22 protein-coding genes and 1 pseudogene are annotated in these 22,791 nt (G+C 60.0%); 6 read left to right on the top strand and 17 right to left on the bottom strand.

The window, feature by feature from the left end; genetic code table 11:
* Nucleotides 1-120: 120 nt before the first annotated feature.
* Complete coding sequence (locus KBY02_RS05960; RefSeq protein ID WP_104684720.1) at nucleotides 121-870, bottom strand: gamma-glutamyl-gamma-aminobutyrate hydrolase family protein; 750 nt, start codon at nucleotides 868-870, stop codon at nucleotides 121-123.
* A gap of 127 nt (nucleotides 871-997) precedes the next feature.
* Here KBY02_RS05960 and KBY02_RS05955 point away from each other — a divergent pair, with 127 nt between their 5' ends.
* The 3 genes from KBY02_RS05955 to KBY02_RS05945 all read left to right on the top strand — a co-directional run bounded on the left by KBY02_RS05955 (nucleotide 998) and on the right by KBY02_RS05945 (nucleotide 4,119).
* Nucleotides 998-1,885 (top strand): LysR family transcriptional regulator, encoded by an 888-nt coding sequence (locus KBY02_RS05955; RefSeq protein ID WP_011267906.1) that lies wholly within the window; start codon nucleotides 998-1,000, stop codon nucleotides 1,883-1,885.
* Nucleotides 1,886-2,030: 145 nt separating this feature from the next.
* A complete protein-coding gene (locus KBY02_RS05950) occupies nucleotides 2,031-3,095 on the top strand; it encodes an aromatic ring-hydroxylating oxygenase subunit alpha (protein WP_003401095.1) in 1,065 nt (354 codons plus the stop codon).
* A gap of 73 nt (nucleotides 3,096-3,168) precedes the next feature.
* Complete coding sequence (locus tag KBY02_RS05945; RefSeq protein WP_024651942.1) at nucleotides 3,169-4,119, top strand: PDR/VanB family oxidoreductase; 951 nt, start codon at nucleotides 3,169-3,171, stop codon at nucleotides 4,117-4,119.
* Here the strand turns inward: KBY02_RS05945 and KBY02_RS05940 are convergent, their stop codons facing one another.
* Entirely contained in the window at nucleotides 4,120-4,830 is a 711-nt protein-coding gene (locus KBY02_RS05940) for a GntR family transcriptional regulator (protein ID WP_003416800.1), read from the bottom strand.
* Between the two features lie 74 nt (nucleotides 4,831-4,904).
* The gene (locus KBY02_RS05935; RefSeq protein ID WP_011267909.1) at nucleotides 4,905-6,875 is read right to left on the bottom strand and encodes a putative bifunctional diguanylate cyclase/phosphodiesterase; all 1,971 of its coding nucleotides are present in this window, start codon (nucleotides 6,873-6,875) and stop codon (nucleotides 4,905-4,907) included.
* 228 nt (nucleotides 6,876-7,103) lie between these two features.
* Here KBY02_RS05935 and KBY02_RS26375 point away from each other — a divergent pair.
* Nucleotides 7,104-7,208: pseudogene (locus KBY02_RS26375) on the top strand (nucleoside hydrolase); the annotation flags it as partial.
* A 27-nt stretch (nucleotides 7,209-7,235) separates the two neighbouring features.
* On the opposite strand, the gene KBY02_RS05930 reads toward KBY02_RS26375, so the two are convergent.
* The 3 genes from KBY02_RS05930 to KBY02_RS05920 all read right to left on the bottom strand — a co-directional run bounded on the left by KBY02_RS05930 (nucleotide 7,236) and on the right by KBY02_RS05920 (nucleotide 9,509).
* Nucleotides 7,236-7,919, bottom strand: coding sequence for a hypothetical protein (locus KBY02_RS05930; protein WP_003401089.1), 684 nt, complete (start codon nucleotides 7,917-7,919; stop codon nucleotides 7,236-7,238).
* Between the two features lie 138 nt (nucleotides 7,920-8,057).
* Entirely contained in the window at nucleotides 8,058-8,957 is a 900-nt protein-coding gene (locus KBY02_RS05925; protein ID WP_011267910.1) for a LysR substrate-binding domain-containing protein, read from the bottom strand.
* Between the two features lie 138 nt (nucleotides 8,958-9,095).
* Nucleotides 9,096-9,509, bottom strand: coding sequence for a DUF3757 domain-containing protein (locus KBY02_RS05920; RefSeq protein ID WP_054091205.1), 414 nt, complete (start codon nucleotides 9,507-9,509; stop codon nucleotides 9,096-9,098).
* Nucleotides 9,510-9,999: 490 nt separating this feature from the next.
* On the opposite strand from KBY02_RS05920, the gene KBY02_RS05915 reads away from it, so the two are divergent.
* Nucleotides 10,000-11,343 (top strand): MFS transporter, encoded by a 1,344-nt coding sequence (locus tag KBY02_RS05915; RefSeq protein WP_225650229.1) that lies wholly within the window; start codon nucleotides 10,000-10,002, stop codon nucleotides 11,341-11,343.
* Nucleotides 11,344-11,361: 18 nt separating this feature from the next.
* On the top strand, nucleotides 11,362-12,636 hold the full coding sequence (locus KBY02_RS05910; RefSeq protein ID WP_104684235.1) for a glucarate dehydratase family protein: 1,275 nt from the start codon (nucleotides 11,362-11,364) through the stop codon (nucleotides 12,634-12,636).
* A gap of 16 nt (nucleotides 12,637-12,652) precedes the next feature.
* Here KBY02_RS05910 and KBY02_RS05905 read toward each other — a convergent pair whose 3' ends face one another.
* The 11 genes from KBY02_RS05905 to accC form a co-directional block, all read right to left on the bottom strand.
* On the bottom strand, nucleotides 12,653-14,317 hold the full coding sequence (locus KBY02_RS05905) for an intermembrane transport protein PqiB (RefSeq protein WP_225649994.1): 1,665 nt from the start codon (nucleotides 14,315-14,317) through the stop codon (nucleotides 12,653-12,655).
* Between the two features lie 191 nt (nucleotides 14,318-14,508).
* The gene (locus KBY02_RS05900; RefSeq protein WP_003401080.1) at nucleotides 14,509-15,342 is read right to left on the bottom strand and encodes an ABC transporter substrate-binding protein; all 834 of its coding nucleotides are present in this window, start codon (nucleotides 15,340-15,342) and stop codon (nucleotides 14,509-14,511) included.
* A gap of 52 nt (nucleotides 15,343-15,394) precedes the next feature.
* Entirely contained in the window at nucleotides 15,395-16,123 is a 729-nt protein-coding gene (locus tag KBY02_RS05895) for an amino acid ABC transporter ATP-binding protein (RefSeq protein ID WP_173645854.1), read from the bottom strand.
* Between the two features lie 19 nt (nucleotides 16,124-16,142).
* Nucleotides 16,143-16,883: an amino acid ABC transporter permease gene (locus tag KBY02_RS05890; protein WP_104684239.1), complete on the bottom strand. Its 741-nt coding sequence runs from the start codon at nucleotides 16,881-16,883 to the stop codon at nucleotides 16,143-16,145.
* Between the two features lie 6 nt (nucleotides 16,884-16,889).
* Nucleotides 16,890-17,591, bottom strand: a complete 702-nt coding sequence (locus tag KBY02_RS05885) for an amino acid ABC transporter permease (protein WP_104684241.1) — start codon at nucleotides 17,589-17,591, stop codon at nucleotides 16,890-16,892.
* A gap of 117 nt (nucleotides 17,592-17,708) precedes the next feature.
* Nucleotides 17,709-18,461 carry an SDR family oxidoreductase gene (locus tag KBY02_RS05880; RefSeq protein WP_024643282.1) on the bottom strand — a complete coding sequence of 251 codons (753 nt, stop codon included), beginning with the start codon at nucleotides 18,459-18,461 and terminating at the stop codon, nucleotides 17,709-17,711.
* 127 nt (nucleotides 18,462-18,588) lie between these two features.
* A complete protein-coding gene (locus KBY02_RS05875; RefSeq protein WP_024661186.1) occupies nucleotides 18,589-19,359 on the bottom strand; it encodes a LamB/YcsF family protein in 771 nt (256 codons plus the stop codon).
* Entirely contained in the window at nucleotides 19,349-19,771 is a 423-nt protein-coding gene (locus KBY02_RS05870) for a biotin/lipoyl-containing protein (RefSeq protein WP_096126810.1), read from the bottom strand. The genes KBY02_RS05875 and KBY02_RS05870 overlap by 11 nt, the downstream gene beginning before the upstream one ends.
* Entirely contained in the window at nucleotides 19,771-20,742 is a 972-nt protein-coding gene (locus tag KBY02_RS05865) for a biotin-dependent carboxyltransferase family protein (protein WP_060409626.1), read from the bottom strand. Before KBY02_RS05865 ends, KBY02_RS05870 begins: the two co-directional genes overlap by 1 nt.
* The gene (gene pxpB, locus KBY02_RS05860; protein WP_225649986.1) at nucleotides 20,739-21,410 is read right to left on the bottom strand and encodes a 5-oxoprolinase subunit PxpB; all 672 of its coding nucleotides are present in this window, start codon (nucleotides 21,408-21,410) and stop codon (nucleotides 20,739-20,741) included. The genes KBY02_RS05865 and pxpB overlap by 4 nt, the downstream gene beginning before the upstream one ends.
* Nucleotides 21,407-22,759, bottom strand: a complete 1,353-nt coding sequence (accC, locus tag KBY02_RS05855; RefSeq protein WP_032655740.1) for an acetyl-CoA carboxylase biotin carboxylase subunit — start codon at nucleotides 22,757-22,759, stop codon at nucleotides 21,407-21,409. The genes pxpB and accC overlap by 4 nt, the downstream gene beginning before the upstream one ends.
* Nucleotides 22,760-22,791 lie beyond the last annotated feature (32 nt).

Below are 22,791 nucleotides of genomic sequence, written 5' to 3'. Positions count from 1 at the left end.
TTATGTGAAAGATATCCGGTGAATGAGGCAGCGCCCCGGCGCAATGGATCGTCCATTACCCGAAGCCGTCAAGCCGGATATTAAATCACGTTTGCCCGCAACACTCAGCAGCTCATCGCTCTAGCGGTGGTTGCGCGCATAGCTCTGGCAGGCCTCGCGGAAGGCCTTGAACAGGTTGAGCGACACGGGGTTGTCCATGAACTCCCATTCCGGATGCCACTGCACACCCAGCACAAAGCCTGGCGCGCCGGGCATGGACACCGCTTCGACCAGACCGTCGGGGGCCAATGCTTCTGCGCGCAGGTCCGACGCCAGACGATCGACACCCTGACTGTGCAGGCTGTTGACCTCGAAGCCCGGGCCCAGCCCGAGCGAGTCGAGCAAACCGCCAGGCTGCACCTGTACAGCATGCTTTGGCGCGTACTGCACCGCCAGCACCTCGCTTTGCGGCTCACGATGATCCAGATAGCCGGGCAACTCCTGAACCCGCTGATGCAGGCTGCCGCCAAAAGCGACATTCAGCTCCTGAAAACCGCGGCAAATGCACAACACCGGCACGCCCTGAGCGATGGCAGCCCTGAGCAGCGGCAGTGTGGTGCGGTCCCGGAATACATCATGAGCGGTGCCCTCCACGCTCGCCGGTCCATTGTAGTGACGCGGCTCGACGTTGGACGGCGAGCCGGTAAACAGCAGGCCATCCAGCGACGCGAGCAGTTGCGCAGGCTCGGTGGGCACCTCGAGTGCAGGCAGAATCACCGGCATGCCGGCGAAGGCTGCAGCCTCGACGTACTTGTCGCCTGCGGTGTGAGAAGAATACTTGCCCAACTGCTGACGGCAGGCGGTGACACCGATCAAGGGAGGTCGCGACATAGCTTGAATCCTGTGTGAAATCTGAATGGTCAGCGCCATTTGGACGCTATCCAGCGGGAATGAAACCAGTCTAGGATAGTCATCTGCGCAACAAACATAGGCATTCTGGCAAAGAAACAATGCACCGATGCAATATGAAATCACCCACGCCGACCTTTCATTGGTGCTCGCCCTGGTTCGCGGCCGCACGCTGGCACGCGCCGCCGATCTGTTGCAGGTTGATGTATCGACCGTATTCCGCTCGATCCGTCGCCTGGAAGCAGCCCTCGGTGCAGCGCTGTTTGAAAAGAACCGGCGCGGGTACATACCGACCGATACCGCGCAGGCCATGGCCGAGCAGGCCGAGCGCGCCGAACAGGCGCTTGCTGCTGCGCGCATCGCCCTGCAACAGGGCGAACAGGTCGTCAGCGGCACGGTACGCCTGACCTGTACCGATGCAGTACTGCATAGCCTGCTATTACCAGCGCTGGCGGACTTCATGCCGCAGTACCCTGCCCTTACGCTGGAGCTGGCCACCTCCAATGCCTTTGCCAACCTCAGCCGTCGCGATGCCGACATCGCCCTGCGCCTGACCAATACGCCACCCGAGCACCTGATCGGACGCTGCCTGGGCAGTGCCGACTACTTTGTCTGTGGCCGAGCCGAATACCGCGAGGCCTTGACGCAGAACCCTGCCTCGATCCCGTGGATCAGCCCGGACGACTCGATGCCCGACCACACCTCGGTAATCTGGCGTAAACAGGCCTTTCCGGGGGTATTACCGAGCTACCGCTGCAGCAACATGTCGGCAGTCTCGCAGTTGGTCGCTGCCGGCCTGGGCGTCGCGGCGTTGACCGGCTTCACGGTCGAGGGCCTTGGAGCGGTCGAACGCCTGAGTGGCCCGCTGGAAGGATGCCGCACCGACCTGTGGCTGCTGACCCGCCCCGACTGTCGCGCACTGCGTTCTGTGCAGACCCTGCTGGAAGCACTCGCGCCACGACTGCGAGCCGCATTGCAGGTATCCAGCCCCGGCTGATCAGCCTCTGTGGATCCATTAAATAATAGTTAACAAAATTAATCATTGGATTAATCGCGATCCTGTGGCATTAATAATCACGAGGAAACAACTTGATTCATTCTGTGGATCCATAAGACCAATAATCGAACCGTGGAGAACCATCATGCACCCGAAAAATGCGTGGTACGTCGCTTGCACAGCGGATGAAGTCGCCGACAAGCCTCTGGGCCGGCAGATCTGCAACGAAAAGATGGTGTTCTATCGCGACCAGAACCAGCAGGTCGTGGCCGTCGAAGACTTCTGCCCGCATCGCGGCGCCCCGCTCTCGCTGGGCTATGTCGAGAACGGCCAGCTGGTGTGTGGTTACCACGGGCTGGTCATGGGCGGCGACGGCAAGACTGTTTCGATGCCCGGCCAGCGTGTTCGCGGCTTCCCTTGCAACAAGACCTTCGCCGCGGTCGAGCGCTACGGCTTCATCTGGGTCTGGCCCGGTGACCGGGAAAAAGCCGACCCGGCACTCATTCATCATCTGGAGTGGGCAGTCAGCGACGAATGGGCCTACGGCGGCGGGCTGTTTCATATCCAGTGCGACTACCGCCTGATGATCGACAACCTGATGGACCTCACTCACGAAACCTACGTGCATGCGTCAAGCATCGGCCAGAAGGAAATCGACGAGGCAGCGCCCGTCACAACGGTCGAAGGCGAGGAAGTGGTCACCGCCCGGCACATGGAAAACATCATGCCGCCGCCGTTCTGGCAGATGGCATTGCGTGGCAACAATCTGGCCGATGACGTGCCGGTCGATCGCTGGCAGATCTGCCGCTTCACGCCGCCCAGTCATGTGCTGATCGAAGTCGGCGTCGCCCATGCGGGCAAAGGCGGCTATGACGCGCCTAAGGAGTTCAAGGCGTCGAGCATCGTCGTCGACTTCATCACCCCCGAGACCGACACGTCCATCTGGTACTTCTGGGGCATGGCGCGCAACTTCAATCCGGCCGACGAAGCGCTGACTGCCAGCATCCGTGAAGGCCAGGGCAAGATCTTCACCGAAGACCTGGAAATGCTTGAGCGCCAGCAACAGAACCTGCTTCAGCATCCGCATCGCAACCTGCTCAAGCTCAATATCGACGCCGGTGGCGTGCAGTCACGCAAGATCCTGGAGCGATTGATCGCTGCCGAGCAGGCCGGTCCCGGCGAGCAGATTCCCGTGATGGCGACGAAATGACCGGCCATTGCCCGTCGAAATACGAAGAAAACAATCAGAAGTGACCCTTGCCGCGGTCACCCGAGGACCTGACATGATCGACGTGACAGTGTTATCACGTAACGATGAAGCGCTGGATATCTGCAGCTTTGAACTGGTGCGGGCAGACGGAGCGCTGTTGCCGCCGTTCAGCGCAGGCGCGCACATTGACGTGCACCTGCCTGACGGGCTGATCCGCCAGTACTCGCTGTGCAATGCCCCGAGCGAGCGTCACCGCTATCTGATCGGCGTCCTCAACGACCCGGCCTCGCGTGGTGGCTCACGCAGCCTGCATCAGCAGATTCAGCCTGGCGCGCAGTTGCGTATCAGCGAACCGCGCAACCTGTTCCCGCTGGCTGAAAACAGCCGACGCACGCTGCTGTTCGCCGGCGGTATCGGCATCACCCCGATCCTGTGCATGGCCGAACAGCTTGCGTTGGAGGCTGCCGATTTCGAGCTGCACTATTGCGTGCGTTCCGCCGAGCGCGGCGCCTTTATCGAGCGCCTGAAGCATTCGGCATTTGCCGAGCGCATCACGCTGCACTTCGATGAACAGCCGGACACCGCACTGGAGGCTGGTAAAGTGCTCGCCACCCCCCAGCCCGATACCCATCTGTACGTGTGCGGGCCAGGCGGTTTCATGCAATACATCCTCGACAGCGCGCGTGCCGCTGGCTGGTCCGAGGACACTCTGCACCGCGAGTACTTCTCCGCAGAGCCGGTAGACACCAGCAACGACGGCAGTTTTTCGATAGAGATCGCCAGTACTGGCCAGGTCATTGCCATTCCGGCCAACAAGACGGTCGCTCAGGTGCTCGAAAGCCACGGCATCGATATTCCACTGTCGTGTGAGCAAGGTGTCTGTGGCACCTGCCTGACGCGGGTGTTGAAAGGCATTCCGGATCATCGCGATCTGTTTCTGACCGAAGATGAGCAGGCGCTCAACGATCAGTTCACGCCGTGCTGTTCACGTTCGAAGACGCCCGTGCTGGTGCTCGACCTCTGATCAGTCCGGGCGCTGAATGACCTTCATGCGCTCGTTCTGCCCGGCGCCGAAGATTTCCGCGTAACGCAAGGTGGCATTGGCATGCTCGCGCATGATGGCCTCGGCGCGAGCGCCCTGCCCGTTGACCAGCGCATCCACCACGGCGTGATGCTGCATGTGGGCGAAATTGAACCGCCGGTATTCGCGAATCAGGTTGTCGCGATCCACGGCCAGCGCGGTCACCGAGGCAAAAGGCAGATGGTCGTTGCGCGACAGTGCATCGGCAATGGCGCGATTACCGCTGCCCTCGACGATCACGCGATGCAGACGCATGTTCATGTCGTGATAGACCTCAAGGTCATCTTCAGTGACATGGCCTTTCTCGAACAGCGCGTCACCCTGCACCAGACAGGCCTCCAGTTCGTCGCGCGCCTCCTGGGTCACGCCGCGCTCGGCCATTTGCCGCGCAGCAAGCCCCTCCAGGACACCGCGGACATCCACCGCACCGGCGATTTCCATCGGGCTGATCGAACGCACCTGAAATCCACGCCCGCCAAAGGGCACCAGCAGCCCTTCCTGCTCCAGCGTGCGGAACGCCATGCGCACCGGCATGCGCGACACGCCGAACAGCTCGGCGGTCGGCACCTCCATCAGGCGCTCGCCGGCAGCCAGCTCGCCTGATGCGATCATCTTGCGCAGCGCAACAAGGACGGTCTGCCCGGGTTTGCTCATCAAAGGCTTCCGTGGGGATCAAAAAAGGCATCTTACCCCACGCGCGCCCGAGTGAATCGCCCACATGCAATCGATCAGAGGGGGCACGAAGCGGCGTAACCGAAGGTGCGCTCTTCATCGGGTATTTCAATCCATGCCAGCGTCTCTGCAAAACTGATCGGCGGGCTGTAGAAGTAACCCTGCACCATCGTACAACCCAGGGTGGTCAATGCATTCAACTCATCCTGTGTTTCGACGCCTTCGATCACGCAACCCAGCGACATGTCCAGACTCAAGGCAACCAGCGATTTGACGATCTTGTAACTGGCCGGGTTGTTATGCACCCCGGTGACAAAGCTGCGGTCGATCTTCAGCTTGGTCAGCGCCAGCGCGTGCAGTTGACTGAGGCTGGAGAAGCCGGTGCCGAAGTCGTCCAGCGAGATGCCGCAACCCAGCTTGCGGAACTGGGTAATGGCCTGCTGCACCTGGGCGATATCCTGCATGACCGCCGTTTCGGTGATTTCCAGATCGAGCCGCGACGCATCGAAGCCGCTGTGTTCGATGATCTCGACAATTCTGTTGACACTTTCCCAGGTCGCACAGTCGTGCGCGGACAGATTGAACGACAGCCTGACAGGCGCAGGCCACGATAGGGCCATGCTTAGCGCCTGGGTCAACAAGGGCACAGTGAGCTTGTTGATCATGCCGATGCGCTCGGCGATCGGAATGAAATGCGCCGGCGAAACAGCCCCCAGTTCCGGGCTGTTCCAGCGCGCCAGCGCCTCGAACGCCACCGTTTCGCGCGTGCAGCTTTCAATGATCGGCTGAAACAATACGTGGAACTCGGTTTCCAGATTGGCGCGCCGCAAGGCCTGTTCGGTAACGCCGTCGGCATGCAACTGCTCACGGTGGCTAGCGGAGAACAGGCAGGTGGTTCCGGGGTTATGGTTTTTGCCCTGATACAGCGCGTAATCGGCAAATTCGAACAGCTGGGTCGCGTTATCTGCGGTAGCCGGGTACGTCGCCAGGCCCAGTGTCGCGCCAATCTGGATCGGCATGTCCGACAGTTCGAAGCTTTCGTGCATGAGGTCACACAGGTGTTTGCCAAACGCCTGCAATGCCTCGCTGTCGATGTCTCCCTTGATCACCAGCGCGAACTCGTCACCGCCCAGTCGCGATACATGCACCTTGTCGCTTGAGGCGCTGGTCAGGCGTTCAGCCACCAGCATCAGCAGACGGTCGCCGATTCGATGACCATAAAGGTCATTGACCGGCTTGAACCCGTCCAGGTCCAACACGCCCACTGCCAGCCCGCTGCGCTGCGCCATTGCCTCGGTCATCGCGGTATCCAAAGTCTGAAAGAACTGCCGACGATTGGGCAGGCCCGTCAGGCTGTCCTGATTGGCCAGCAGCAGGTTCTCGTTGCTCAGTTGCTCGGTCTTTACCTGCACATTCACCAGACTGGTGAAATCGCGGTACTGGTAATGAAGAATGATCAGCATGCCGATCGACACCAGCACGATATTCACCGCCGTGGCGATAAAGGTAATGTTGTAAGTCGAGGCGAAGAAAATCACGAAGGCGGTGTTGACGACCAGCGCGGTGGTCAGCGCTGCGGGCCGCAAGTGCATCATGCAGAAGATGCAGACAATCACCGTAATGCCCATAAAAAACGCGACATGCGCCTGGGAATAGGCATCGCCATAGGGGTAAAGCGACAGGGACCAGGCGGCAAACCCGGCCGCTATCACGCCCGCCAGACCATGCGTACCGCGCAGCGTGGCCAGAATGATCGCCGGAGCGGGTGGCGGCCGGTTTACAGTGCGCAACCATTTGCTTGCACGGACGCCACAGATAACCGTGAGCAGCGCAGGGACCAGCAGCGTCAGCCACACCGGAGCGGTTCGCCAATGAGTGAACGCCAACGCCCAGGTATTGACCAGCAGCACGAAGTACATCAACGGCAGTTGTCGGGACAACGCAACGTACTGGGCCTGCAACAACCTGGGGTTATCAGCAGGCACAGACATCAGGGCACGCAAGGCACCCGGTAGTTTTTTCAGCATCGCAAGGCTTCTCTGTTACCACAGTCAAAGCACACGTGGCTTGCTGCTCATCATGCGAACCGGACAGCTAATTGTCGGCTCGCTTGTCAGGCTCTCGGCAGAAGTGATTAATTCTTTACGGTAAAACCGAGCCGTGCATCGGTTTAATTGAAATAACCCGCCGGTCACTTTCCCCTGCGCGCGCCTGGATTAATGACGCTTGTACACCTTTCAAGCGTCCCCTACGGGGCAAGGAGCATTAACGTGCCGATCTTCGATTTGCAGGCGACCATGCTGATGGCAGGCGGTATTGAAGCAGCGAAAGTCGATGAGCAGTTTCTATCGGTCAACAGCCTCACAGGCCTGACGCAGTCACTACAATCAGTTCGCCGCCACTTGCGCCCGGTCGGCCTGCATGACCAGGGCTTTGAGCGAGGCGTCGAACTGCTTCAAGGCATTCACTTGCAGATCACGCTGCTGATCGATCTGTGCGGCGATCTCCGGAGCGGCCTTGCCTTGCACCCAGACCGAGGTCATTTCCCGAACCACCTCACCTTCAGCCTTGCCGATGTATTGCAGGTCGTTGTCATAGAAGCGTGCCATGAACCGCGCTTCGACCTGACTGTTGCGCTTGCTCACCAGACGATTGTAAGTGTCGAGCATGACCACCACATCCGGCCGCGCCTGCATCAGCGCATCGAGCGTGTCGTAGACGGTCACCGAGGCGAACTCTTTCTTTAATGAGCCCACCAGCCAGTCGGTCGCCAGTGCCGGGTCCGAACTGTTGACGAATGCATTGCGGATACGCGAATCGAGCGCGCCACTGCGGCCACTCCTCAGCGCCACCGAGTGATAGTTGTTCAAATACTGAAGGTTGCTGAGGGTGTTTTCGCTGTACAGCACGCCCACCGACTGAGTGTGTTGCAGGCCCGCAGCGCTGTCGACGACGGGCATGAAATGGCAGGACTGTTCGGAGACCGGGGAGACGGCAGCATTGACGGGGGCAGTGAACACAATGCTGGTGCTGAACACGGCAGCAAACGTCAACAGATTGAACATTCTCATCGCGTCGTCTCCCTTTGGAGCAGGTGGCTATGGCGCCATCCTCCTCCTTTGCCGGAAAAACAGAACTTGCCTTGCTTGATGATGACTATCGACTGAATGAATGATAGTTGATGCCACTACGTTGCAAGGTTTTTCGCTTCAATTTTCATCTGCCCTGACGGCCGCCCGAATGGCTTGCAGCAGCATCCGGCACGCCGGATTGTCATTGTCGGTACGCCAGACCAGGTGCAACTCGCTCTGCACGCCTTCGCCCAGGTCAATGTCACGAAACACGACATCCTTGAACACCACATTGGTTGCACAACGCGGCACCAAAGCCAGGCCCATTCCGGCGTTGACCAACGCCAGAATAGTCAGTGACGATCCAAGCCATTGGACATACTCCGGTGCAACTCGTGCGGAGCGAAACATACCGGTCAGCAGTTCGTTGAACGGTGGATACGCCGAATGCGAATACATCAGGAACGGTGCGCCATCCAGATCGGCCACCGCCACCGAATCGGCATGCGCCAGGCGATGATTGCTCGGCACGGCCAGCACGAACGGCTCGCGTACCAGGCATTCGCTCTCGTAACCCGGCTGAAACAACGGTGCCCGCACGATGCCCAGGTCAATGCGCCGCGCCCTGAGTGCTTCGTGCTGCTGATAGGTATTCATTTCCGTCAGGGAAATCTTCACCTGCGGCTGTTTGAGGCGCGCCTCGGCGATCACCCTGGGCAGAAACTCGTACACCGCGCTGCCGACAAAACTGATAGTCACCGAGCCGATGTCACCTTCGGCAAAGCGCCGCGCGGAAATGGCCGCCTGCTGCGCGCGCTCCAGCAAGGTCTGCGCCTCAATGAAAAAGGCCCTGCCCGCGGCAGTCAGTGCCACACTGCGAGTGCTGCGGGTGAACAGTTCTACGCCTAGGTTGTGCTCCAGTATCTGAATCTGCCGACTCAACGGCGGCTGCGTCATGTTAAGCCGTTCGGCGGCACGGCGAAAATTCAGCTCTGTGGCCACCGTGGTGAAGCAACGCAGTTGGGAAAGCTCGAACATTGATCCACTCCCGGTATCAATCAAGTCACTGACACAGAGTACAGTAACTGCTCGAGCAACCCAGTGCGCCGTTTGACAAAGCAAAGGGAAAGACGCCCATAGCTGACACGTCTTTGAGCCTTTGATTATTCAAACGTATTATTCAAACGTACAGAGTGTTGGGTCAGCGGCTTTACATTCTTTGTCTTTCCAACTGCTCCCGACAGTCTTGGGCTCCGACGGAGTTTTAAGTATTAATCTAAACCCCGCATCCTTCGATCCTTTATCACTCGCTCCCTCATAATCACACGCGACAAAAAAACCCTTATCGTTATTGCGGATACCGGCCAGTGTAAAGTGAACACTTTCAAGGTCTGCTTCCGTAGCCAAAGGGTTTTCGCCACTCCAGTGCTGCCCAGAAGGGTCAGCAGCTTTGTAGGAGTAGCCCCAATCCTCGGAGGTTTGAGTTATGTTTTTGACTGCCGGGCATGCGCTGGTCGCTGCGTAGGTATTGCCCATCAAAGCAGTCATCATCACAAGGCATGCTGACGCGTTCTTGAATTTCATATTCATGTCTAACGCTCCGTTTTCAACGAAATAAGCTGGATAACTAATTATCAGCAAAGCGCACGACGCCGACAGAGATGACCGGAGGCCATTATTGCAAGACTAGCTTATGTACATACCTGGGCAAGACGGCCGCTTACAGGGGTCGTTATATCCGACAGGTGGAGTGACTAACGGAAGATACAGGGACTTGACAATGAAACTTACACTCGGCTCCAAACTGTAAGCGCCGATTGACAGGCAGCGATTCAATCAAGCACTCCGGCACTGGATTCTCTGCTTTGAAAATGCGCCCACTCTGCACGGGTTCCATAAATCATACCGAAGGTGCCCAGCACCGCACAGAAGTACAGCGATCAATACAATCTGGGTATCAATCAAGTCACTAACTGGATTGGACGGGAATAATACACGCCGCCATGATCGACTCATCCCCAAAAAAACAATGAATGGGAGTCGCCTCTTGAATACCGTCCCTGGTACTACGGACGTCACGGTGCTTGCCCGTGCGGCCGCCAAGGTGAAACGCCACGTGCTGCCGCTGTTCGTGGTGATGTTCATCGTCAATTACATCGACCGGGTCAATATCGGTTTCGTACGCAGCCATCTGGAACCCGATCTGGGTATCGGCGCAGCGGCCTACGGGCTGGGTGCAGGATTGTTCTTTGTCGGTTACGCGCTGTTCGAAGTCCCCTCCAACATGCTGTTGCAGCGCTACGGTGCCCGCGCCTGGCTGACCCGTATCATGTTCACCTGGGGCGCGGCCGCCATGGCCATGGCGTTCGTCCAGGGCGAAACCAGCTTCTACGTGCTGCGCTTCATTCTGGGCGCTGCCGAAGCCGGCTTCTTCCCCGGCATCATCTATTATTTCACCCAGTGGCTGCCTTCCGGTGACCGCGGCAAAGCCATGGCGCTGTTTCTCAGCGGCTCGGCGATAGCCTCGGTGATTTCCGGACCGGTGTCCGGCGCCCTGCTTGGCCTCGAGGGCCTGAACCTGCATGGCTGGCAGTGGATGTTCCTGATCGAAGGCTTCGCGTCTATCGTGCTCTGCGGTTTCGTCTGGTTCTGGCTGCAATCACATCCTCACGAAGCCCGCTGGCTCAGTGACGAAGAAAAAACCGCGCTCAGCACCGCTATCGCCGAAGAGCAACGGCTGCGCGAAGCAGCACAAACCGTCAGACCCTCGGTATTCCGACTGTTGGCGGACCGGCAGATCCTGCTGTTCTGCTTCATCTATTTTTCCGTGGCCCTGACCATCTATGGCGCCACCTTCTGGCTGCCGAGCATGATCCGCAAGATGGGCAGTTTCAGCGATTTCGAGGTCGGGCTGTTCAATTCGATCCCGTGGATCATCTCTATTGTGGCCATGTACGGCTTCGCAGCCCTGGCCGCACGCTTCAAGCACCAGCAGGCCTGGGTGGCGGTTACCCTGGTCATCGCCGCCGCCGGCATGTTCATGTCCACCGTGGGCGGTCCGGTGTTCGCCTTTGTCGCCATCTGCTTCGCGGCAATCGGTTTCAAGGCCGCGTCTGCGCTGTTCTGGCCAATCCCTCAAGGCTATCTGGATGCACGCATTGCTGCTGCGGTCATTGCGCTGATCAACTCCATCGGCAACCTGGGCGGTTTCGTCGCACCGACCACGTTCGGCTTTCTGGAACAGACCACCGGTTCGATTCAGGGCGGTCTGTATGGCCTGGCAGCGACATCGCTGCTCGCTGCCGTGGTGATCTTCTTCGCCCGCACTACGCCACGAGGTGACCGCGGCCGCCCGTCCAGGGCTGAGCGGCCCGCAGCGCTCAGCCCTGCCGTCAATGGCACCCCTTCCAGCCTCAAACCCTGACCTCCGGGAGACCGCCCTTTGAAAATCATCCGTGTAACCGTGACCCCTATCGCCTTTCGCGACCCGCCACTGCTCAACGCCAGTGGTATTCACGAACCTTTCGCCCTGCGCTCGATCATCGAGATAGAAAGCGACAACGGCTACATCGGCCTCGGTGAAAGCTACGGTGATGCCCCGGCACTGGCGATTCAGCAACAGGTGCAGACCCAGCTGATCGGGCTCGACCCGTTCAACCTCAATCAGCTGCGCAGCATCGTGCAGGCGACCGTGGCGGCGCATAAGCCTGCCAGCCTGGCCGGTGCCGAACTGGCGCCGGGCTCACACGCCAGCAAGGCGGTCAGCAATGCTTATTCTGCGTTCGAAGTAGCGTTTCTGGACCTGCAGGCGCGTTCCATGAACCTGCCACTGGTGGACCTGCTCGGCGGCGCCATTCGTGACCAGATACCCTTCAGCGCCTATCTGTTCTTCAAATATGCGCAGCATGCCGATGCGCCTTACGCGCCCGACAGCTGGGGTGAAGCGCTCAGCGAAGAGCAGATCGTCGCCCAGGCCCGGCGCATGATCGACGCCTACGGTTTCAAAAGCATCAAGCTCAAGGCCGGTGCACTGCAGCCGGAACACGAGGTGTCGTGCATCAAGGCGCTGAAAAAAGCGTTTCCCGGTTACCCGCTGCGCATCGACCCCAACGGCAACTGGTCACTGGAGACCTCGATTCGGATGGCCGAACTGCTGGGCGATGATCTGCAATATTACGAAGACCCGACGCCCGGCCTCGACGGCATGTCCGAATTGCACAAACGCACCGGACTGCCGCTGGCGACCAACATGGTGGTGACCGATTTCGACGAGTTCCGCCGCAGCGTGGCACTGGACAGCGTGCAGATCGTGCTCGCCGACCACCATTACTGGGGCGGCCTGCGCGACACTCAGGCGCTGGCGAAGATGTGCGACACCTTTGGCCTGGGCGTGTCGATGCACTCCAACTCGCATCTGGGCATCAGCCTCATGGCCATGGCCCACGTCGCAGCGTCGGTGCCCAATCTGGACTACGCCTGCGACACGCACTACCCGTGGCAGGAACCGGACGAGGAAGTCATCAAGGGCGGCAAACTGCCGATTGTCGACGGCTGTGTCAGCATCACCCGCGCACCCGGTCTGGGGCTGGAACTGGACTACGACCAGCTCGGCAAACTCAATGATCAGTACCACAGCTGTGGCATCCGGCAGCGCGATGATGTGAAGCAGATGCAGAAGTACAATCCGGACTGGAAGGCGGTCAAACCGAGGTATTGAAGCCGCCCGGCTCGGCTTAATCGGCCTGCTGAACAGGCGCGGGCCTCTGGTAGACACCCGGTGGATCCTGCCGGGTGCGGCCAAGGATCAAGGCTTCGGGGTTGCGGCTCAGGTAATCGGTGAGGACCCGTACCGAGCGGGCCATGCGCTGAACCTCATCCATTGTCCGGTCGATCTGTTGACGCACAGGCGAGTCCTCGTCGAGCGCTGCGCCGGCGACGTCCATCGTGCTTCGGGATTGCTCCAGAACGCCGTGCAGCTCAGGCATCACCTGCGCGTTGAAAAGCCTGAACGTTTTCTGCACCTCGTCAAGGCTGCCATTCAGGTTGCCGGCGATCTCCTGCACCGGCACTTTGCCGACCTTGTCGATGATCTGCTGTACCTGCTCCTGCATCTTTTCAAGCTCCCCCGGCACGGTCGGGATTATCAGCGGCTGCGCACTGACATCGAACGGTACCGGCGCAGCGTCAGCGATAAAACCCAGGGAAATATACAGCTGTCCGGTCAGCAGACTCTCGCTGCGAGGCTGCGCACGCAGGCCTCGCTTGACGAAGTCGGCTATCAACTGTGCCGTACGTGCATCGTCGGTAACGCCCAATGTCTTTACGATTTTTTCATTGGCCATACCCAGGCGATCCGGGTAAATCACCGCCCCGACAATACTGGTGAACGACTGGCTGGCCGCGTCGTAGTCCAGGTCTACCGAGACGACTCGCCCCAGTGTTATACCCATGAACTCGACCGGTGAATTGACCTCAAGACCACGCAGCGACTGACTGAAGATCATGCGGATGTAACCCGGCTCGCCGTCGGGCGGCGACAGCGCCTTCTGCTGATCGTCGAACAGCGTAAAGCGTGCATGCTCTGCAGCCCTGGGTGCCTTCGTGCTGTAATCCGGCTCGACGAAGGCCACCCCTCCCGCCAGTATCGTCGAAACTGATTCAGTCTTTATCTTCAGACCATCGGCGTCCACCGTCATGTCGATGCCGCTGGCATTCCAGAAGCGTGTATCAGTAGTCACAAACCTGTCGTTGGGCGCATTGATGAAAATTTCCGCATCCACCCCCTTGCCGTCATCGGATAAATGAAAGGCCGCTATCTGTCCGACTTGAATACGTCGGTAGTACACAGGAGACCCCACCTCCAGTGAGCCCAGGTCCCCGGCGTGCAGGGTAAAACGTGTGCCTTTTATGCCGTAGGTAATGGGTGGCGGAGTTTCCTGACCGACAAAGTGTTTTTTCGTACGCCCGGACGTGCCGCTGTCCGCCGCGATAAATGGCCCGGAAAGCAAGGTATCCACGCCCGACACACCAGTGGCGCCTATACGCGGGCGCACCACCCAGAACAGGGAATCCTCGGCAGTGAACGCACGGGCGTCGCCATCGAGATCCACCGTCGCCACCACGCCTGTGCGGTCTTTGTTCAAGACCACAGCCGATACCTCGCCGATCACGACATTCCTGACCTTGACCCTCGTCTTTTGAGCTTCAAGCCCCTCGGCGCTCTGGAAGGTGATGAAGATTCTCGGGCCTTTCGACAGTGTGCTGCCGATCAGGAGCGACAGGCCTATCAAGGCAGCAAGCAGCGGAACCAGCCAAACCGGGGATACGCCGAAACGTCTGTTTCGGGAGAGTGAAGCGCCGACTGCCGATGCAGAAACCGAACCTGAGCGATCAGACATTTTGTCCTCTGAGACGCCCACAAGGGGTCATGCCGACGATTGATACTGTCGGTAGAACTCTGAACCTCGGCTGTTAATAAACCATCAAGGAAATATCAAGATCTGATCAAGACGCGATGGTGCCGTTGCGGCGGGAATCCATCGTGTGGTCTTGCATGAAGCCGACCTTTTGCTCGGCTTCATGCCGTTGATCAGGGCAACGGGTCGAACTTCAATTCGCTGAGGCTTTGTACCTTGTCTTCGCGAACCATCTTGTATTCGGTGTTCGGGCCGATCCAGTGCGCCCAGATTGCGTCGATTTCGCCTGCGGCTTCCATTTCGCGCAGTGATTCGTTGACCTTCGCCAGAAAGGCCGGTTCGCCCTGGCGCATGCCGGCACCAATGGGCTCAAGCGCCATCGGTTCCTTGGCGATTGCCAATTCCACGCCGCCGGCCTTGGCCTGCCCTACCAGCTTGATCGCAGTCATGGTGTTGGTCACCAGGCCCACCACCTTGTTCTGTTGCAGCGCCATGTAGGCAGAGCCGGTGTCCTGAAAGGTCACTGGCGTTGCGTCAGCCAGGCGGATCGACTGCTCGGACGTAGAGCCTTTAGTCGAACTGATGCGTTTGCCCTTGAAGAACGATTTCGGTTGATCGGCATTCGCGGCACGGACTACCAGTGTTTCCTTGGCGATGTAGTAAGGGTCGCTGAACTGAATCTGCTCGGCACGGCTCTTGGTGTAGGCAAGGTTGGCGAAAATCACGTCCACGCGGCCCATTTTGACTTCCGGGATACGTGCTTCGACCGACAGCGGCTTGAGTTCCAGCTCCACGCCCATGTGTTTGGCCAGGGCTTTGCACAGGTCGACGTCCATGCCCACCAGTTCGCGGGTTTCAGGGTCTGGTGCCGAGAACGGCGGAACGTCGGCATACACGCCACAGCTCAGGCTTTTCTTGCTCATCACATCGCTGAGCTGATCGGCATGGACCACCGAAACAGCCAACGGCGACAACGCCAGTGCAGCCAGTACAGACTTGATACGCATGGTGAGACTCCTGGAAATGAATTGGGTGATTCGCTGAAATCAGTGCCTGCGCTCAATGGCTGCGCAGGTCGGCAATGAAGCGCTGGGCACGCGGATGGCTCGGTTGCTGAAAGAACACCTCAGGGCTGGATTTTTCGAGGATCTGCCCCGCGTCCATGAACCAGATGGTGTCGGCCACTTCCCGGGCAAAATTCATCTCGTGGGTGACGCACATCATGGTCATGCCCTCCTTGGCCAGGCCTTTCATGACACTGAGCACCTCGCCGACCATTTCCGGGTCGAGTGCGCTGGTGGGCTCGTCAAACAGCATGACGGGCGGCTCCATGGCCAGCGCGCGGGCAATCGCCACACGCTGCTGCTGGCCACCGGACAACTGTGCAGGGTAGGCACCGGCCTTGTGTGCCAGCCCTACCCGATCCAGCAACTCCATGGCGCGGGCGCGCGCTTCGCTGCTCTTCAGGCCGCGGACCTTGGTCGGGGTCAGGATGATGTTGTCGAGCACCGACAGATGCGGAAACAGATTGAAGCTCTGGAACACAAACCCCACGCGGCTGCGCAGCCGGTTGACGTTGGCGTCGGTGCCATTGACGTCACGGCCGTCAAACAGGATCTGGCCTTGCTGTACGTCCTCAAGACGATTGACGGTGCGGATCAGCGTCGACTTGCCCGAGCCTGAAGGCCCGCACAGCACCACCACTTCGCCGCGCTGCACTTCGGCGGTGATATCGGTCAGGGCCTGGTACTTGCCATACCATTTGTTGATCCTGGAAAACATGATCATCGGATGCATTGGGCAACCCTCAGTTATCGGTAGTCAAAGGCCGGGCAACGGGCACAGGCGATACATCGCCTTCGCGTTTGCGGGCAATACGCTGCTCCACCACGGCGGCGAGACGGGTCAGGCCGTAGCACAGCACGTAGTAAGTGATCGCCAGGATGAAGAACATCTGAAACGGCTTGGTCAGCAGCTGGTTATTGATCTGATTGGCGGCGAAGGTTACTTCCTGGACGTTGATCACGTAGCCCAGCGACGTTTCCTTGATGATCGAAATGAACTGGCTGATCAGACTCGGCAACGCGTTGTACAGCGCCTGCGGCAGGATCACCCAGACCGTGGTGCGCAGGTAGCCCATGCCCAGTGCGCGGGAAGCTTCGTACTGACCGGTGGGCAGCGCCTGGATGGCGCCGCGGATGATTTCGCACAGATAGGCGCTCTGATAGACCACCAGCGTGCAGAGCATGGTGGTGAAGCCGGTGATGTTATGGCCGATCAGCAAGGGGACCAGAAAGTAGGTCCAGAAAATCACCATCAGCAGCGGAATTCCGCGCATCACATAGACCCAGACCGTCGCCGGGTAGCGCAGCCAGCGCCACGGCGACACGCGCGCCAGCGACAGCAGCAGGCCCAGCGGAAAGGCCAGCAAGAGGGCCAGCGCGGCCAGCATCAGCGTCGAAATCAGGCCGCCCATCGGGCCATGGGGGTATTGACCGACCAGCAGCAAGGTCCAGTTATCGCGAACAATCGTGAATACATCGAACATCGCCGCCTACCTCGCCATGGCTTTGCTGAACTGCTGGGCCAGCAACGCGCCCAGGCCCATCAGCATCAAGGAAATGGCCAGGTAGACCACGGTTGCGACCAGATACGCTTCGAAGGTGCGGAAGGTGTAGTTCTCGACCTCACGGGTGGCATAAGTCAGCTCCACCACGCCGATGGCCATCACCAGACTGGTGTTCTTGAACAGCAGGACCGTGTGATTGATCAACGACGGCAAACAGTTGCGAACCCCTTGCGGCAGGATCACGTAGCGCATCGAACGCACATAGCCCAGGCCCAGGGCGCGCGACGCTTCGACTTGCCCGGCTGGAATCGCGCGTAACCCGCTGCGGATGTCTTCACTGAAATAAGCCGCCTGGCAAAGCCCCAGCGCGATGACCGAGAACAGGTACTCGGTGCTGTAGTTGGCCAGCCAGATCTGCGTGCTTTCGGACAGCAAGGTGGGGATACCGAAATACCAGAGCATCAGTTGCACCAGCGTCGGCACATTGCGGTGGTAGGACACATAGGCCGCCACCAGGCGTTCGGCGTACTTGTTGCCAGTCAGGCGAATCGACACCAGCAGCAGGGCAATCGCCATGGCCAGGCACCAGGCAACCAAGGCCAGTTGCAGGGTCGTTTCTATGCCCTTGACGATCAGCTCGGCGTACTCGCCCTGCAGGATCGCTGAAAGATCGAATTTACTCGTCATGGTTGTTCCCATAGACATTCAGCCAGGGCAGAAGCAAGGCGCCAGTGGGTCTGGCGCGGGTATCGCATGGCGGCTGGTGCCGCTCTCGTGATGGGTACAGCGCTTGAAGACGCGGTCTCAGCCTTCGTAGTCCTGCGGGCGTGCGGTCGACAGTCCGCCGGGCACCTGCAACGTCGGGGTGATCTCCATGTGGCCGATGTTGACTGCGATGGGCGCGGCAATCACATAGGCGATCGCATCAGCAATGTCCTTGGCCACCGGCAGCTCATAGCCCTCGATGAAACGCTTGCGCACTTCCTCGGAGTCGCCATGCACGTGGGCGAAGATATCCGTCGCCACGCGCCCCGGGCAGATTTCGGTAACCCGCACGCGCTTGCCGAAGGCATCGATACGCAACTGCCGGGACAGCATGCTCACCGCAGCCTTGGTCGCGTGGTACGTCGAGTTGCCACCGAAGTTGTAGGCCGCAGCGATCGAGCTGATGTTGATTATGTGCCCGCGATCACGCTCGACCATCCCCGGCAACGAAAGCCTGGCGATCTGCAACACAGCGCGCAGGTTCACATCGACCAGCAGATCAATCCCTTCGGCGTCCGCCTTGAGCAGCGAGCCAGGACGGTCGACGCCGGCATTGTTGACCACGACATCGAAATGATGGGCCTGGAACAGGGCCGTCAGGCCGGCCAGATCCGTCACGTCGATAGCGTGCGCGATACATCCGGTGCGCTGCGCCAGTGCTGCCAGCTTGTCGGCACTGCGCGCCAGCGCATGGACCTGCAGACCTTCGGCACACAGCCGCTCGACGACGGCTTCTCCAATGCCTGAAGAAGCGCCGGTGACCAGCGCGGTTTTGTAATCGGAAAATGGCATGTCGGGGTTTCCTTGAATAAGCGTCGATCAGCCGCTTGGTTATTAATGCTGATCGCCTTGTACTGGACTTTAACCAGCGTCATGGGCAGCGACCAAGACACAATGGTTGTGTGGCGATAAGCTGCGCTTATGACCCGAGCAGCTGTGAAACCGGGGTGATGACACCGCCCTGCTCTTCGATGCTCTGGCGAATGCTGCGCGCCAGCTGCACCGCTCCCGGCGTGTCGCCATGCAACAGAATCGACTGGGCGTTGACCGCCACACGCTTGCCACCCAGGGTCGTGACCGTGCCGTCCTGCAGCAGTTGCGCAACCCTGGCCCGGACCTGCTCCGGGTCCTTGATCACCGCACCGGCAATGCCACGCGGCACCAGCAGACAATTTTCGTCATAAGCGCGGTCAGCCAGAAAGGTCGTCGCCACCCTCAGGTTGCACGCCTCGGCGGCCTGCTCGATGGCGGCGCTGCTGGATGAGCTGATGATCAACTGCGGATCAAAAGCTGCGACCGCCCTGACCAAAGGCCCGGCCAGTTCGGCATCGGCTGCGGCCATATTGCCCAGCGCACCGTGAAAACTCATGTGCGTGACGCGGTATCCGGCAGCGGCTGCAAGGCCCGCCAGCGCGCCGAGTTGATACACCACAATGGCGCACAACTCCTTGAGTTCGATGTTCATCCTGCGGCGGCCGAACCCCTGCAGATCAGGAAAACCGACATGCGCACCGAGATCGATGCCCAGCGCCTTGGCGCGGCGCACCGTGCTGTCCATGATCAGCGGATCCCCGGCATGAAAGCCGCAGGCGACGTTGGCCGAGGAGATCAATGGCATCAACGCCTCGTCCTCGCCCATGGTCCAAGGGCCGAAGCCCTCGCCAAGATCAGCATTCAGATCAATGCGCATGGTCATGTTCCTCCAGTTCAATCAGCGGCTGGCCGTAACCGACGCGTTCGTTCTCGGCGGCCAGGAAGCGCAGTACGCGCCCTGCCTGGTTACTGCGCACCGGCAGATACAGCAGACCGATACGCAACAGCCCAAGCAACTGCCCTGCAGCCACTGCATCGCCGGGTTTCACGTAGCTGTCGCGTTCATCGGGATGACTCGAGACAAATACGCCGGGGTTATCGGCACTCACCACATGCGCAGTCAGCGCCGACTGTTCAGCGGCAACAGGTGGCGCAGAAGGCGCAGCACAGGCCTGCACAGGCTCGCCACGGCGGATCAACAGCTCGAACCCCGGGCGTTTCAGTTCCAGTACAGTAAGCCCGGCGTCCCGAATCCATGCTGCCAGCTGGCGAATCTCTTTGATGTTCATCAGCGATGTCCTTGCAGGCTGCGCAGCGCGAGCATGCGCCGGGCGTCTTCGATGAAAGCGTGATTGGTGGCCAGCGCCTCGACCGCCTCGTCGTAACTGCACTGCACAAAACGCACCTTGCTGCCGATCGGTGCCTGACCAAGGCGCCACAGATCGGCTTCAATGACCGTGGCAAACTTGGGATAACCGCCACTGGGCTGGGCATCACGCATCTGCACGATCGGCTGCCCGCCGTGGGGCACCTGAATCACACCGGGCACGATGCCGTGAGAGCGGATTTCCAGCGCCTCGCGCGCAAGCAAGGGCGTGCCCTCCATGCGGTAACCATAACGGTTGCTCTGCGTGGTGATTTTCCATTCGCCGGCAAAAAACGTTGCTTGCGCCTCGGCACTGAAACAGTCGAACTCGGCAGCCGGCAGCACCCGGATGGCGGGCAACCCGTCGAGCAGCAACGGCAAGGCCGCCACGGACGATTGCACACCGAAATCACTGGCGCGCGGCTCATTGGCAACGCCTGCAGAAATCACATCGCCCTGCTGCAACGCACGGCCCTGCCAGCCCCCAAAAGCCCCACGCAATTGCGTGCTGCGCGAGCCCAGTACCACCGGCACATCGACGCCACCGGCCAGACACAGGTACACGCGGCTGCCCATTGTCGGGTAATTGAGCCGCAACACCTGATTCTTGCGTGCCTGAGCGACCCAGTTACCCGGCAGCCGCTGACCATCGAGCGACGCACCGCAGGCGGCCCCGGTGATCGCGAAGGTGCAGTCATCGACAAACCGCACTTCAAACGGGAACAGCGGAATTTCAATACCTGCCGCGTCTTCATCGTTGCCCAGCAACAGGTTGCCGAGCCGCAGTGACAGCGTGTCCATTGCGCCGGACGTGCCGACGCCGTAACCCAGGCTGCCGTGTCGCCCAAGATCCTGAACGGTCGCCAGTGCGGTAGCGCTGATAACTTCGATCATCGGATGATCCTCTCGATGCGCAAGCGCAGTTGATCGCCGGGTTGCAGCAGCGCCGGAGGCTGCTGACCCGCATCGAAAAACACCATCTCCGTGCGTCCTATGGTGTTCCAGCCACTGGGGCCGGCCGAGGCGGAAATACCTGTCTGAACGCCACCGATAGAGACCGACCCGGCACCGATATCGAGTACCGGCACCTTGCGCCGCGGCGTCGCCAGGCGCTGGTCCATGCCGCCCAGGTAGCAATAACCCGGATGGCTGCCCAAGGCGTACACCGGGTACAGCGGCTCGCAGTGCAGATTGGCGATGGTTTCGATATCCAGCCCGGTATGGGCGACGACATCAGCCATGTGCGGGCCGCCATCGCCGCCGTACACCACCGGCAATTCAATGATCCGGCCCTGCAACGGCAGCGGCTGGCACTGTTCCCAGGTCTCCAGCAAGCGGGTGTTCAGACCGGCCAGATCCCGCGGTGGCGCAGCGAAGGTCAGCATCAGATTGTTCATCCCCGGCACTGCTTCGCGTACCTGGGGCCAGTCCTTGCTCAGACGGGCCAGCGCCCATATCCGTTGCTGCGTTGCCAGGTCGAGCTCGCCGGGTGCTTCGAACAGCAACGCGGTGGTGCCCAGCAAGGTAATTCTTGGCACATTCGGCGTCGGCAGGATGGTCATGGGTGGCTCCTTGTCTGCAACCAGCGCTCCAGGTGATGAATGTCCATGCCACCCTTGCAGAACACCGGGTCCTGCAGAATGTCGCGATGCAGAGGGATGTTGGTGGAGATCCCCTCGACGTGCATTTCGCTCAGTGCCAGGCGCATGCGTGCCAACGCCTCGTCGCGACTGGCGCCATGGGTGATGACCTTGGCCACCATCGAATCGTAATAAGGCGGAACGCGGTAGCCGTGGCTGACATGCGAATCGACCCGCACGCCGAAACCACCGGGGATCTGCCAGCGGGTGACCAGCCCCGGCGTCGGCATGAAGCTGCGCGGGTCCTCGGCGTTGATCCGGCACTCCAGCGAATGGCCCGACACGCGTACGTCGGCCTGACTGAAACTCAGGCGCTCGCCCATCGCCATGCGAATCTGCTGCTGGACAATGTCGATACCGGAAGTCATTTCCGTTACCGGATGCTCGACCTGCAGGCGGGTGTTCATCTCGATGAAATAGAACTCATCCTTTTCGAACAGGAATTCGAACGTGCCGACACCCTGATAGCCGATCTGGCGGCAGGCCTGTGCACAACGCTCGCCCACTCTGCCCATCAATGCCGCGTCGATGCCGGGCGCAGGCGCCTCCTCAAGGACCTTCTGGTGGCGGCGCTGCATCGAGCAATCCCGCGAGCCAAGCCAGACAGCATTGCCGTAGGCGTCGCATAACACCTGAATCTCGACATGACGCGGCTGGCCCAGAAACTTCTCGATATACAACTCGGGATTGCCGAAGGCGTGTCGGGCTTCTTCGCGGGTCAGCGCAATTGCATCGAGCAGCTGAGACTCTTCCTGAACCACGCGCATGCCCCGCCCTCCGCCGCCGCCTGCGGCCTTGACGATGACCGGGTAGCCGATGTCGCGAGCGATTTGCACAATGCTCTGCGAGTCGTCGGGCATGCTGGTGTCCGGACCGGGTACGCACGGCACGCCAGCCTCGCGCATCGCCCGCTTGGCTGCGACCTTGTCGCCCATGACCCGAATGCACGCAGCGCTGGGGCCGATGAAGGTCAGGCCAGCCTGTTCGATGCGTTCGGCGAACGCGGCATTTTCAGACAGAAATCCATAACCGGGATGGATCGCCTGAGCACCGGTCAGTTGCGCGGCATAGAGCACGGCCGCCTGATTCAGATAACTCTGCCCTGCGGCAGCAGGGCCAATGCACAGTGCTTCGTCGGCCTGCTGTACGTAATCGGCATCGCGATCCGCTTCGGAATACACCGCGACCGTGCGCAGGCCCAGGCCCTTGCAGGCTCGCTGGATGCGCAGGGCGATTTCGCCGCGATTGGCGATCAACACTTTATCGAACATCAAAAACCCCTGATCGGTGAACCCGCAAGACG

The organism is Pseudomonas sp. P129, from assembly GCF_020312195.1.
Lineage (GTDB): Bacteria > Pseudomonadota > Gammaproteobacteria > Pseudomonadales > Pseudomonadaceae > Aquipseudomonas > Aquipseudomonas fragariae.
Note: the sequence above shows the minus strand (reverse complement) of the source record. Positions and strands in the feature narration are given on the sequence as shown.